We start from the raw sequence: 12,418 nt of genomic DNA, 5'->3' as shown, positions 1-12,418 counted from the left end.
CGGGCCTGTGGAAAAGTCAGCCGCAAGCTGAAAGTACTACTTACTGCACGGGGCCCTCAATGGCCTCGGACGTCAGCAGACCCGCGTTGATCTCGCGGAGCGCGATCGAGAGCGGCTTCTCGTGGACGTGGGTGTCGACGAGCGGACCGACGTACTCGAGGAGGCCCTCGCCGAGCTGCGAGTAGTACGCGTTGATCTGGCGGGCACGCTTGGCCGCGTAGATCACGAGGCTGTACTTCGAGTCGGTGGCCTCGAGGAGCTCGTCGATCGGCGGGTTGATGATGCCCTCGGGCGCGGAGATGGAAGAGGACACGCTCTACCTTCCGATGGGTGGGAAAAGAATGGTCATGATCACAGGACCGTGATCACACGACATCCATCAAGGCTAGCAGCTCACGCGCCACGTCCTCGACGGAGGTGTTGACCAGGGTCACGTCGAACTCGGGCTCGGCCGCGAGTTCGATCTTCGCGGCGTCCAGCCGGCGCTCGATGACCTCGGGCGGCTCGGTGCCCCGCCCGGTGAGTCTGCGCACGAGCTCCTCCCAGGAGGGAGGAGCCAGGAACACCAGCTGAGCGTCCGCCATGGACTCGCGGACCTGCCGCGCGCCCTGGAGGTCGATCTCCAGGAGGACGGGCTCACCCGCCTCCAGACGCTCCAGCACGGCGCCTCGCGGCGTGCCGTAGCGGTTGCCGGCGAACTCGGCCCACTCCAGCAGCTCGCCGTTGGCGATCAGCTTGTCCATCTCGTCGTCGGTGACGAAGAAGTAGTGGACTCCGTGCTGCTCACCGGGGCGGGGCTTCCGGGTCGTCGCCGACACGGAGAGCCAGACCTCGGAGTGTTCCTTGCGCATATGGGCGACGACCGTGCTCTTGCCGACCCCGGAGGGGCCGGAGAGCACGGTCAGCCGCGGACGTACGTCCGGGGGCTCGGGGGTCGTCCCCCGGAATGTTGCAGCCATGCAGCGATTATTCCAGCAATCCCGGAGTGCCCGGGACTCCCTTCCCGGCAGCGCCCGGGATCAGGAGCCGGTGCTGCCGAACTCACGCTCCAGGGAGGCGATCTGGTTGGAACCGAGACCGCGCACGCGGCGGCTCTCGGAGATGCCGAGTCGCTCCATGATCTGCTTGGCGCGGACCTTGCCCACGCCCGGCAGGGACTCGAGCAGGGCGGAGACCTTCATCTTGCCGATGACGTCGTTCTCCTGACCCTGCTTGATGACCTCGTGCAGGGAGGCGCCGGAGTGCTTGAGTCGATTCTTGACCTCGGCCCGCTCCCGGCGAGCCGCGGCGGCCTTTTCGAGCGCGGCTGCGCGCTGTTCGGGGGTAAGGGGCGGAAGAGCCACGCCTACGTCACCTCGGATGTCGAACTGTCGGATACGGACCGGTGAGGAACCTAGTGGCCCCACACCTGGGGAGCTACGAGCAACACACTCTGCCCGTGTCCCCCACTGCTTTAAGAGCGTGGGAGGTACCCCCACTGCTCGGAGACTAGCGGCCAACTCCGCCTGAGTCAGCGAGAACAGAGGAAAAGTCCTGGTCAGCCTCCGTCAGGACGGGATATTTCAGACATAGTGCCCCGGATTTGAGGATGTATCCAGCCTCAAATCGGCCACGAAGCACTCATCGGAGGTTTGAAACGCCCTCGGACCGGCCCTCAGGAGGACTCCAACGTGACGCGGATCTCGTCCGCGAAGCGGTCCGCGGCGTCACGCAGCGCGCTCACGTCGGGACCGTGGCGCAAAACTCCCCGGCTGACGTTCGGCACCACGTTGCGCAGCACGCTCCCGAACACCCCGGGAAGGTCGGCCGGCGTCGCCCCCTGAGCACCCACACCGGGCGCCAGGAGCGGCCCGTTGACGGCGAGGTCGTAGGACGAGAGGTCACCCAGGGTCGCCCCGACGACCGCCCCGAAGGAACCGAGGGGCTCCTCGCCCGCGTTCTCGACGGTCAGATGGGCGAGCATGGTCGCGCCGACGTCCCGGCCGTCCGCCCGCACCGCGTGCTGCACCTCGCCGCCCTCCGGGTTGGAGGTCAGCGCCAGGACGAACAGACCGGCGCCGTTCTCCCGGGCGAGCGCGACGGCGGGGCTGAGCGAGCCGTAGCCGAGGTACGGGGAGACGGTCAGCGCGTCGGAGAACAGGGGCGCGTCCTTGTGCAGGAAGGACTCGGCGTAGGCGGCCATGGTCGAGCCGATGTCGCCGCGCTTGGCGTCCATGACCACCAGGGCTCCGGCGGCCCGCGCCTCCTGGACCGACTTCTCCAGGACGGCGATCCCGCGCGAGCCGAACCGCTCGAAGAACGCGCTCTGCGGCTTCAGCACGGCGACCCGGCCGGCCACCGCCTCGACGACCGTGCGGCTGAACCGCTCCAGCCCCGCCACGTCGTCGTTGAGGCCCCACTCGACCAGCAGGGAGCGGTGCGGGTCGATCCCGACGCACAGGGGGCCGCGCTCGTCCATCGCCCGGCGCAGGCGCGCACCGAAGGGTTCGAGGGTCATGCCGTCTTCCTCACGTCGGCGCCGACCGCGTCGGCGAGAGTCGCGTACGGGCTCGTGCGCAGCCGCGCGGCGAGCCCCTTGTGGAGGGCGCGGCCCCAGAAGGGCCCCTCGTAGATGAAGGCGCTGTAGCCCTGGACCAGCGTGGCACCGGCCAGGATGCGCTGCCAGGCGTCCTCGGCGTTCTCGATGCCGCCGACGCCCACCAGGGTGATCCGGTCGCCCACGCGCGCGTAGAGGCGCCGCAGCACTTCGAGGGAGCGTGCCTTGAGCGGCGCGCCGGACAGTCCGCCGGTCTCCTTGACCAGGGCGGGGTCGGACATCAGTCCGAGTCCCTCGCGCGCGATGGTGGTGTTGGTGGCGATGATCCCGTCCAGGGCGAGCTCCACCGCGAGGTCGGCGACCGCGTCCACGTCCTCGTCGGCGAGGTCGGGGGCGATCTTCACCAGCAGCGGGACGCGCCGGGAGGTCACCGTACGGTCGGCGGCCTCGCGCACCGCGCTCAGCAGCGGGCGCAGCGCCTCCGTGGCCTGTAGGTTGCGCAGCCCCGGAGTGTTGGGCGACGACACGTTCACGACCAGGTAGTCGGCGTACGGGGCGAGCCGCTCGGTCGACTTCACGTAGTCGGCGGCCGCCGCCTCCTCGGGTACGACCTTGGTCTTGCCGATGTTGACGCCCACGACGGTCTTGAAGACGGGGGTACGGGAGGCCAGACGTGCGGCGACGGCGAGCGAGCCCTCGTTGTTGAAGCCCATGCGGTTGATGAGCGCGCGGTCCTTCACAAGCCGGAACAGCCGCTTCCTGGGGTTGCCCGGCTGCGGCTCCCCGGTGACCGTGCCGATCTCGACGTGGTCGAAGCCCAGCATCGACATGCCGTCGATCGCGACGGCGTTCTTGTCGAAGCCGGCGGCGAGCCCGAACGGGCCGTGCATGCGCAGCCCGAACGCCTCGGTGCGCAGCTCCTTGCGGCGGGGCGCGAGGACGGCGGCGACGAAGGTGCGCAGCACGGGGACGCGGACGGCGAGCCGGATCCAGCGGAAGGCCAGGTGGTGGGCCTGCTCCGGGTCCATCCGCTTGAAGACGAGATTGAAGAAGATCTTGTACATGGTTCCCTCATGAAGGCCCTCATGAAGAGCCTCGTGAAGAGGGGGACACCGTTTCCGATGTCCCCCTCAGGGCTGGCTAGTCGCGGGCCGCGGTCAGGTGTTCCGCGTGTTCCTGGAGCGAGCGGACGCCCACGTCGCCGTGGTTGAGCGCGTCGATGCCCTGGACGGCGGCGGCGAGCGCCTGGACCGTCGTCAGGCACGGTACGGACCGGGCCACGGCCGCCGTACGGATCTCGTAGCCGTCGAGGCGGCCGCCGGTGCCGTACGGGGTGTTGACGATGAGGTCGACCTCGCCGTCGTGGATGAGCTGGACGATGGTCTTCTCGCCGTTCGGGCCGGCGCCCTCGAACTGCTTGCGCACCACCGTGGCCTTGATGCCGTTGCGCTTGAGGACCTCGGCGGTGCCGGAGGTGGCGAGCAGCTCGAAGCCGTGGGCGACCAGCTCGCGCGCCGGGAAGATCATCGAGCGCTTGTCGCGGTTGGCGACCGAGATGAACGCACGGCCCTTGGTGGGCAGCGGGCCGTAGGCGCCCGCCTGCGACTTGGCGTACGCCGTGCCGAAGACGGAGTCGATGCCCATGACCTCGCCGGTGGAGCGCATCTCCGGGCCGAGGACGGTGTCCACGCCGCGGCCGGAGGTGTCGCGGAAGCGGGTCCACGGCATCACGGCCTCCTTGACGGAGATCGGCGCGTCCAGCGGCAGCTCGCCGCCGTCGCCGGTCGCCGGGAGCAGCCCCTCGGCCCGCAGCTCGGCGATGCTCGCGCCGAGCGAGATCCGGGCGGCGGCCTTGGCGAGCGGTACCGCGGTCGCCTTCGAGGTGAAGGGGACGGTGCGGGACGCGCGTGGGTTGGCCTCCAGGACGTAGAGGATGTCGCCGGCCATCGCGAACTGGATGTTGATCAGGCCGCGCACGCCGACACCCTTGGCGATGGCCTCCGTCGAGGCGCGCAGGCGCTTGATGTCGAAGCCGCCGAGCGTGATCGGGGGCAGCGCGCACGCCGAGTCGCCGGAGTGGATGCCGGCCTCCTCGATGTGCTCCATGACACCGCCGAGGTAGAGCTCGGTGCCGTCGTAGAGCGCGTCGACGTCGATCTCGATGGCGTCGTCGAGGAAGCGGTCGACGAGGACCGGCCGGGTGGGGCTGATCTCGGTCGACTCCGCGATGTAGGCGGACAGCCGGGTCTCGTCGTAGACGATCTCCATGCCGCGGCCGCCGAGGACGTACGACGGCCGGACGAGGACCGGGTAGCCGATCTCGTCGGCGATGGCCTTGGCCTCGGCGAAGGTGGTGGCGGTGCCGTGCTTGGGGGCCGGAAGGCCCGCCTCGGCGAGGACGCGTCCGAAGGCGCCCCGGTCCTCGGCCGCGTGGATGGCCTCGGGCGAGGTGCCGACGATCGGCACGCCGTTGTCCTTCAGGGCCTGCGCGAGGCCCAGCGGAGTCTGGCCGCCGAGCTGGACGACGACACCGGCGACCGGGCCGGCCTGCGCCTCCGCGTGGACGATCTCCAGCACGTCCTCGAGCGTCAGCGGCTCGAAGTAGAGGCGGTCGGAGGTGTCGTAGTCGGTGGAGACGGTCTCCGGGTTGCAGTTGACCATCACGGTCTCGTACCCGGCGTCGGACAGCGCGAAGGACGCGTGGACGCAGGAGTAGTCGAACTCGATGCCCTGGCCGATGCGGTTCGGGCCGGAGCCCAGGATGATCACCGCGGGCTTCTCGCGCCGGGCGACCTCGGTCTCCTCGTCGTAGGAGGAGTAGAAGTACGGCGTCCTCGCGGCGAACTCGGCGGCGCAGGTGTCGACCGTCTTGTAGACCGGGCGGACGCCCAGCGCGTGCCGGACCTCGCGGACGACGTCCTCGCGCAGATCGCGGATCTCGCCGATCTGCTGGTCGGAGAAGCCGTGCCGCTTGGCCTCGGCGAGCAGGTCGGTGTCCAGACGCTCGGCGGCGGCCAGCTCGTCCGCGATCTCCTTGATCAGGAACAGCTGGTCCACGAACCACGGGTCGATCTTCGTGTACTCGAAGACCTCCTCGGGCGTGGCCCCCGCGCGGATGGCCTGCATGACGGTGTTGATCCGCCCGTCGGTGGGGCGTACGGCCTCGCGCAGCAGTTCGTCCTTGTCGCCGGTCTCGCCGACGAACGTGAACTGGCTGCCCTTCTTCTCCAGCGAGCGCAGCGCCTTCTGGAACGCCTCGGTGAAGTTGCGGCCGATGGCCATGGCCTCGCCGACCGACTTCATGGTGGTGGTCAGCGTGGAGTCGGCCTGCGGGAACTTCTCGAAGGCGAACCGCGGGGCCTTGACGACCACGTAGTCGAGCGTGGGCTCGAAGGAGGCCGGGGTCTCCTGCGTGATGTCGTTGGGGATCTCGTCGAGGGTGTAGCCGACGGCGAGCTTGGCGGCGATCTTGGCGATCGGGAAGCCGGTGGCCTTGGAGGCGAGGGCCGAGGACCGCGACACGCGCGGGTTCATCTCGATGACGATGACCCGGCCGTCGTCCGGGTTCACCGCGAACTGGATGTTGCAGCCGCCGGTGTCCACGCCGACCTCGCGGATCACGGCGATGCCGATGTCCCGCAGGATCTGGTACTCGCGGTCGGTGAGCGTCATCGCGGGCGCGACGGTGATCGAGTCGCCGGTGTGCACACCCATGGGGTCGAAGTTCTCGATGGAGCAGACGACCACGACGTTGTCGTGCTTGTCGCGCATCAGCTCCAGCTCGTACTCCTTCCAGCCGAGGATGGACTCCTCGAGGAGCACCTCGGTGGTCGGGGAGAGCGTGAGGCCCTGGCCGGCGATGCGGCGCAGCTCCTCCTCGTCGTGGGCGAAGCCGGAGCCGGCGCCGCCCATGGTGAAGGACGGGCGGACGACGACCGGGTAGCCGCCGAGCGTGTCCACGCCCGCGAGGACCTCGTCCATGGTGTGACAGATCACGGACCGGGCGGACTCGCCGTGCCCGGTCTTGCGGCGGACCTCCTCCACGACCTCCTTGAACTGGTCGCGGTCCTCACCCTTGTGGATGGCCTCCACGTTGGCGCCGATCAGCTCGACGCCGTACTTCTCCAGGACGCCGTTCTCGTGCAGCGAGATGGCCGTGTTGAGGGCCGTCTGGCCGCCCAGGGTGGGCAGGAGGGCGTCGGGGCGCTCCTTGGCGATGATCTTCTCGACGAACTCGGGGGTGATCGGCTCGACGTAGGTGGCGTCGGCGATCTCCGGGTCGGTCATGATCGTCGCCGGGTTGGAGTTCACCAGGACGACCCGCAGGCCCTCGGCGCGCAGGACGCGGCACGCCTGGGTGCCGGAGTAGTCGAACTCGGCGGCCTGGCCGATGACGATCGGGCCGGAGCCGATGACCAGGACGGACTGGATATCGGTGCGCTTAGGCACGCTGGCCCTCCATCAGGACTGTGCTCATCAAATCCACGAAGCGGTCGAACAGGTAGGCGGCGTCATGCGGGCCGGCTGCCGCTTCGGGGTGGTACTGGACGGAGAAGCCCGGCTGGTCGAGCAGCTGGAGCCCCTCCACTACGTCGTCGTTGAGACAGACGTGGGACACCTCGGCACGGCCGAAGGGCGTCTCGCTCACCCGGTCGAGCGGCGCGTCCACGGCGAAGCCGTGGTTGTGCGCGGTGACCTCGACCTTGCCGGTCGTACGGTCCTGGACCGGCTGGTTGATGCCCCGGTGGCCGTACTTCAGCTTGTAGGTGCCGAAGCCGAGGGCGCGGCCGAGGATCTGGTTGCCGAAGCAGATGCCGAACAACGGCGTCTTCCGCTTCAGGACGGCGGTCATCAGGGCGACGGGGCCGTCGGCGGTGGCCGGGTCGCCGGGGCCGTTGGAGAAGAAGACCCCGTCGGGGTTGACGGCGTAGACGTCCTCTTCGGTGGCGGTCGCGGGGAGGACGTGCACCTCGATGCCGCGCTCGGCCATGCGGTGCGGGGTCATGCCCTTGATGCCGAGGTCGATCGCGGCGACGGTGAACTTCTTCTCGCCGATCGCCGGGACGACGTACGCCTCCTTGGTGGCGACCTCCTCGAAGAGGCTCGCGCCCTTCATGTGGGGCTGGGCCTGCACGCGCGCGAGGAGCTCGGTCTCGGCGCCGATCGCCTCGCCGGAGAAGATGCCGGCGCGCATGGAGCCGCGTTCGCGCAGATGGCGGGTGAGGGCGCGGGTGTCGATGCCGGAAATCCCGACAATGTCCTGGGCGACCAGCTCGTCGTCCAGGGAGCGCTTGGCTCGCCAGTTGGACGGCACGCGCGCGGGGTCGCGCACGACGTAGCCGGAGACCCAGATGCGGCTCGACTCGTCGTCCTCGTCGTTCCAGCCGGTGTTGCCGATCTGCGGGGCGGTCGCGACGACGATCTGGCGGTCGTACGACGGGTCGGTCAGGGTCTCCTGGTAGCCGGTCATGCCGGTGGAGAACACCGCTTCGCCGAAGGTCTCCCCCACGGCCCCGTAGGCACGGCCGCGGAAGATGCGGCCGTCCTCCAGGACGAGTACGGCGGGAGTCGCCTTCTTTTGAGAAGCAGCTCCCCTGGTGGAGGTCGTCATCGTTCGGCGCCTTCCGTCGTGTTGTTCTTGATCATGGAGTTGATGGCTTCGACCCACTCGGTGTGCTCGGCCGCGTGGTCGGACCGGAAACCGGAGTCGATCAGCTTGTCGCCGTGCTGCCAGGTGACGACGAGCAGTCCGCCCTCGGTGAGGACCTTGCCGGCGATGCCCTTGCCGAGCAGGGCCTCGCGCAGCGCCGCGGCCGGGACGAAGAAATCGGTCGCGCCGGGGCGTACGACGTCCAGGCCCGCGTCCGTGAGCGTCAGCTCGACGCGGCTGCGGGTGCCCAGGCCGTGCGCCACGATGCGGTCGAGCCACTGCCCCGCGGTGGTGGAGCCGTGGTAGCGGCCGCTCATCGTCAGTCTCGCCTCGCCGGGCTCGTCCGGCGCGGTGGGGAGCTCGGGGATGTCGCCCTGGAGCGTGCCGCGCCACTTCCAGCCCTCGCGCATCAGCCAGTAGACGAGCGCGACGAAGAGGCCGAGGCCGACCACCCAGCCGACGCGCGCGGCCCAGTCGGTCACCGCGGCCGATTCCTTCTCGGCCGCGAGCAGTAGTGCAGCAGATGTCACGTGAGCTTCCCGTCGACGAGCGTGGCCTTGCCCCGGAGCCACGTGTGCGTCACACGGCCCGGCAGCTCACGCCCCTCGTACGGAGTGTTGCGGCTGCGCGAGGCGAAGCCCGCGGGGTCCACGGACCCACGGTATGCCGTGTCGACGAGCGTGAGGTTGGCGGGCTCACCTGCCGAGACGGGACGCCCGTGGCCCTTCGCCCGGCCGATCTTCGCGGGCTTGAAGGACATGCGGTCGGCGACCCCGGCCCAGTCCAGCAGGCCCGTCTCCACCATGGTCTCCTGGACCACCGACAACGCGGTCTCGAGGCCCACCATCCCCATCGCGGCGGCGGCCCACTCGCAGTCCTTGTCCTCGTGCGGGTGCGGGGCGTGGTCGGTGGCGACGATGTCGATCGTGCCGTCGGCGAGCGCCTCGCGCAGGGCGCGCACGTCCCGTTCGGTGCGCAGGGGCGGGTTGACCTTGTAGACCGGGTTGTAGGAGCGCACCAGCTCGTCGGTGAGGAGCAGGTGGTGCGGGGTGACCTCGGCGGTGACGTCGATGCCGCGGGACTTGGCCCAGCGGACGATCTCGACCGAGCCGGCCGTCGACAGGTGGCAGATGTGGACGCGGGAGCCGACGTGCTCGGCGAGCAGGACATCCCGGGCGATGATCGATTCTTCGGCCACCGCGGGCCAGCCCCCGAGGCCGAGCTCGGCGGAGACGACGCCCTCGTTCATCTGGGCGCCCTCGGTCAGCCGCGGCTCCTGGGCGTGCTGGGCGACGACCCCGCCGAAGGCCTTCACGTACTCCAGGGCGCGCCGCATGATCACCGCGTCGTCGACGCACTTGCCGTCGTCGGAGAAGACGGTGACGCCGGCCGCCGACTCGTGCATGGCGCCGAGCTCGGCGAGCTTCCTGCCCTCCAGGCCGACGGTGACGGCGCCGATCGGCTGCACGTCGCAGTAGCCGTGCTCCTGGCCGAGCCGGTAGACCTGCTCGACGACACCGGCGGTGTCGGCGACGGGGAAGGTGTTGGCCATGGCGAACACGGCGGTGTAGCCGCCGGAGGCCGCCGCGCGCGTGCCGGTCAGCACGGTCTCGGAGTCCTCGCGGCCGGGCTCGCGCAGATGGGTGTGCAGATCGACCAGGCCCGGCAGCAGCACCTTGCCGGCCGCCTCGACGACCTCTGCGCCCTCGGCGCTCAGGCCCGTGCCGACCTCGGCGATCGTGGAACCGTCGATCAGGACGTCCTGCGGCTCGCCGCCGAGCACCTTCGCACCACGGATCAGGATCTTGCTCATGGGTTCTTACTTCTCCTCGGTGGTACGGGCGTGGCTGACGGCGGGTTCGTTGCCGCCCAGGAGCAGGTAGAGCACGGCCATCCGGATCGACACGCCGTTGGCGACCTGTTCGACGACGGTGCAGCGGTCGGAGTCGGCGACCTCGGCGGTGATCTCCATGCCGCGGACCATCGGGCCGGGGTGCATCACGATGGCGTGCTCGGGCATCCGCGCCATGCGGTCGCCGTCGAGGCCGTAGCGCCGGGAGTACTCGCGCTCGGTCGGGAAGAAGGCGGCGTTCATACGCTCGCGCTGGACGCGGAGCATCATCACGGCGTCCGACTTGGGCAGGACGGCGTCGAGGTCGTACGACACCTCGCAGGGCCAGTTCGTGACGCCGACCGGCACCAGGGTGGGCGGGGCGACCAGGGTGACCTCGGCGCCGAGGGTGTGCAGCAGGTCGACGTTGGAGCGGGCGACCCGGCTGTGCAGGACGTCTCCGATGATGGTGATCCGCCGGCCGGCGAGGTCCTGGCCGAGCCCCGCGTCCCGGCCGATCAGCCGGCGGCGCATGGTGAAGGCGTCGAGCAGGGCCTGGGTGGGGTGCTGGTGGGTGCCGTCGCCCGCGTTGACGACGGCCGCGTCGATCCAGCCGGAGTTCGCGAGGCGGTAGGGGGCCCCGGAGGCGCCGTGCCGGATGACGACGGCGTCGACGCCCATGGCCTCCAGCGTCTGGGCGGTGTCCTTCAGGGACTCTCCCTTGGACACGCTGGAGCCCTTGGCGGAGAAGTTGATGACGTCCGCGGAGAGCCGCTTCTCGGCGGCCTCGAACGAGATACGCGTGCGCGTGGAGTCCTCGAAGAAGAGGTTGACGATCGTGCGGCCGCGCAGGGTCGGCAGTTTCTTGATGGGCCGGTCGGCGACCCGGGCCATCTCCTCGGCGGTGTCGAGGATCAGGACGGCGTCGTCGCGGGTGAGGTCGGCGGCCGAGATGAGATGACGCTGCATCTGTCAGGCTCCGTAAGGCAGTTCACGTACAGGGAGATTCGGGGCAGGCGAGGGCACGCCGGAGCGGCGTGCGGGGGCCGTCTGCTACTGGGTCTGCTTCACACCGAGCAGCACGGTGTCTCGACCGTCCTCCTCGGCGAGCTGGACCTTGACCGTCTCCCGCAACGACGTGGGGAGGTTCTTGCCGACGTAGTCGGCGCGGATGGGCAGTTCGCGGTGGCCGCGGTCGACGAGGACCGCGAGTTGCACCGCGCGCGGGCGCCCGATGTCGTTCAGGGCGTCGAGGGCGGCGCGGATGGTGCGGCCGGAGAACAGCACGTCGTCGACGAGGACGACGAGCTTGCCGTCGAGGCCGTCACCGGGGATCTCGGTGCGGGCCAGCGCACGCGGCGGGTGCATACGCAGGTCGTCGCGGTACATGGTGATGTCGAGGGAGCCGACCGGGATCTTGCGGTCGGTGATCTGCTCGAGCTTGGCGGCGAGCCGCTGGGCGAGGAACACGCCGCGCGTGGGGATGCCGAGGAGCACCACGTCGTCGGCGCCCTTGGCGCGTTCGACGATCTCGTGGGCGATGCGGGTCAGCACCCGCGCGATGTCGGGGCCTTCGAGAACGGGCCGCGGATCAGACGCTTGGGAGTCCATACGAAAGGGACCTCCTTCTCCGCCTCACGGGACGGATCTTAAAGGACGTCGGGTTTGCGCCATCCACCGTAGCAGCCCGCCGGGACGGCCCTGATCACCCCCTTGGAGTAATCGGCCATCGATACCACGGAAGAGTCGGTGTGGACCATTCGGCTTGACGCAGAAGAATCACGCTGCGTAACCTCACAATGAGTTACCAGCCGCGCGGTACGGAACCCAAGCCGGCCGCGTCGACCCAGTGCCGGGGAGCTATATGTCCAGCGAATACGCCAAACAGCTCGGGGCCAAGCTCCGGGCGATCCGCACCCAGCAGGGCCTTTCCCTCCACGGTGTCGAGGAGAAGTCCCAGGGACGCTGGAAGGCGGTCGTGGTCGGTTCGTACGAGCGCGGCGACCGCGCCGTGACCGTGCAGCGCCTCGCCGAACTGGCGGACTTCTACGGCGTCCCCGTACAGGAACTGCTGCCCGGCACCACCCCGGGCGGGGCGGCCGAGCCCCCGCCGAAGCTGGTCCTCGACCTGGAGCGACTGGCCCATGTGCCGGTCGAGAAGGCCGGCCCCCTGCAGCGCTACGCGGCGACGATCCAGTCCCAGCGCGGTGACTACAACGGCAAGGTGCTGTCGATCCGCCAGGACGACCTGCGCACGCTCGCCGTCATCTACGACCAGTCGCCCTCGGTCCTCACGGAGCAGCTGATCAGCTGGGGCGTGCTGGACGCGGACGCGCGTCGCGCGGTTTCCCACGAGGAGAACTGAGCCGGTCCGCGGTTCAGCAGAAACGTGCCGCCGGGG

Annotated in this window: 12 protein-coding genes; 1 reads left to right on the top strand and 11 read right to left on the bottom strand. The window is 69.7% G+C overall.

Annotated features, from left to right (window positions below; genetic code table 11):
- Window positions 1–40: 40 nt before the first annotated feature.
- The 11 genes from rpoZ to pyrR form a co-directional block, all read right to left on the bottom strand.
- Window positions 41–313 (bottom strand): DNA-directed RNA polymerase subunit omega, encoded by a 273-nt coding sequence (gene rpoZ, locus ACLZN2_RS08345; protein WP_009187588.1) that lies wholly within the window; start codon window positions 311–313, stop codon window positions 41–43.
- 52 nt (window positions 314–365) lie between these two features.
- The gene (gmk, locus tag ACLZN2_RS08340; RefSeq protein ID WP_416977724.1) at window positions 366–959 is read right to left on the bottom strand and encodes a guanylate kinase; all 594 of its coding nucleotides are present in this window, start codon (window positions 957–959) and stop codon (window positions 366–368) included.
- A 60-nt stretch (window positions 960–1,019) separates the two neighbouring features.
- The gene (locus ACLZN2_RS08335; protein WP_003977346.1) at window positions 1,020–1,343 is read right to left on the bottom strand and encodes an integration host factor; all 324 of its coding nucleotides are present in this window, start codon (window positions 1,341–1,343) and stop codon (window positions 1,020–1,022) included.
- Between the two features lie 311 nt (window positions 1,344–1,654).
- Window positions 1,655–2,497 (bottom strand): orotidine-5'-phosphate decarboxylase, encoded by an 843-nt coding sequence (gene pyrF, locus ACLZN2_RS08330; protein ID WP_416977723.1) that lies wholly within the window; start codon window positions 2,495–2,497, stop codon window positions 1,655–1,657.
- The gene (locus ACLZN2_RS08325) at window positions 2,494–3,600 is read right to left on the bottom strand and encodes a quinone-dependent dihydroorotate dehydrogenase (protein WP_416977722.1); all 1,107 of its coding nucleotides are present in this window, start codon (window positions 3,598–3,600) and stop codon (window positions 2,494–2,496) included. The genes pyrF and ACLZN2_RS08325 overlap by 4 nt, the downstream gene beginning before the upstream one ends.
- A 76-nt stretch (window positions 3,601–3,676) precedes the next feature.
- The gene (gene carB, locus ACLZN2_RS08320) at window positions 3,677–6,985 is read right to left on the bottom strand and encodes a carbamoyl-phosphate synthase large subunit (protein WP_416977721.1); all 3,309 of its coding nucleotides are present in this window, start codon (window positions 6,983–6,985) and stop codon (window positions 3,677–3,679) included.
- Entirely contained in the window at window positions 6,978–8,147 is a 1,170-nt protein-coding gene (gene carA / locus ACLZN2_RS08315; RefSeq protein ID WP_416977720.1) for a glutamine-hydrolyzing carbamoyl-phosphate synthase small subunit, read from the bottom strand. Before carA ends, carB begins: the two co-directional genes overlap by 8 nt.
- On the bottom strand, window positions 8,144–8,716 hold the full coding sequence (locus ACLZN2_RS08310; RefSeq protein WP_416977719.1) for a hypothetical protein: 573 nt from the start codon (window positions 8,714–8,716) through the stop codon (window positions 8,144–8,146). Before ACLZN2_RS08310 ends, carA begins: the two co-directional genes overlap by 4 nt.
- Window positions 8,713–9,999 (bottom strand): dihydroorotase, encoded by a 1,287-nt coding sequence (locus ACLZN2_RS08305; RefSeq protein ID WP_416977718.1) that lies wholly within the window; start codon window positions 9,997–9,999, stop codon window positions 8,713–8,715. Before ACLZN2_RS08305 ends, ACLZN2_RS08310 begins: the two co-directional genes overlap by 4 nt.
- Window positions 10,000–10,005: 6 nt before the next feature.
- Window positions 10,006–10,986, bottom strand: a complete 981-nt coding sequence (locus ACLZN2_RS08300) for an aspartate carbamoyltransferase catalytic subunit (RefSeq protein WP_416977717.1) — start codon at window positions 10,984–10,986, stop codon at window positions 10,006–10,008.
- Between the two features lie 84 nt (window positions 10,987–11,070).
- Window positions 11,071–11,628 (bottom strand): bifunctional pyr operon transcriptional regulator/uracil phosphoribosyltransferase PyrR, encoded by a 558-nt coding sequence (gene pyrR / locus ACLZN2_RS08295; protein ID WP_416977716.1) that lies wholly within the window; start codon window positions 11,626–11,628, stop codon window positions 11,071–11,073.
- Window positions 11,629–11,881: 253 nt separating this feature from the next.
- Between pyrR and bldD the strand changes: the two genes are divergently transcribed.
- A complete protein-coding gene (bldD, locus tag ACLZN2_RS08290; RefSeq protein WP_030785871.1) occupies window positions 11,882–12,382 on the top strand; it encodes a transcriptional regulator BldD in 501 nt (166 codons plus the stop codon).
- The last annotated feature ends 36 nt before the right edge of the window (window positions 12,383–12,418 follow it).

Source organism: Streptomyces sp. T028 (assembly GCF_048159505.1).
GTDB lineage: Bacteria > Actinomycetota > Actinomycetes > Streptomycetales > Streptomycetaceae > Streptomyces.
The sequence above is the reverse complement of the archived record's forward strand: the minus strand, read 5'-3'. Positions and strand labels throughout refer to the sequence as shown.

Bases quoted from the DNA above. Each gene is read 5' to 3' on its own strand.
- gmk (WP_416977724.1), bottom strand. From the start codon at position 959: ATGGCTGCAACATTCCGGGGGACGACCCCCGAGCCCCCGGACGTACGT.
- pyrF (WP_416977723.1), bottom strand. From the start codon at position 2,497: ATGACCCTCGAACCCTTCGGTGCGCGCCTGCGCCGGGCGATGGACGAG.
- ACLZN2_RS08325 (WP_416977722.1), bottom strand. From the start codon at position 3,600: ATGTACAAGATCTTCTTCAATCTCGTCTTCAAGCGGATGGACCCGGAG.
- carA (WP_416977720.1), bottom strand. From the start codon at position 8,147: ATGACGACCTCCACCAGGGGAGCTGCTTCTCAAAAGAAGGCGACTCCC.
- ACLZN2_RS08305 (WP_416977718.1), bottom strand. From the start codon at position 9,999: ATGAGCAAGATCCTGATCCGTGGTGCGAAGGTGCTCGGCGGCGAGCCG.
- ACLZN2_RS08300 (WP_416977717.1), bottom strand. From the start codon at position 10,986: ATGCAGCGTCATCTCATCTCGGCCGCCGACCTCACCCGCGACGACGCC.
- pyrR (WP_416977716.1), bottom strand. From the start codon at position 11,628: ATGGACTCCCAAGCGTCTGATCCGCGGCCCGTTCTCGAAGGCCCCGAC.
- bldD (WP_030785871.1), top strand. From the start codon at position 11,882: ATGTCCAGCGAATACGCCAAACAGCTCGGGGCCAAGCTCCGGGCGATC.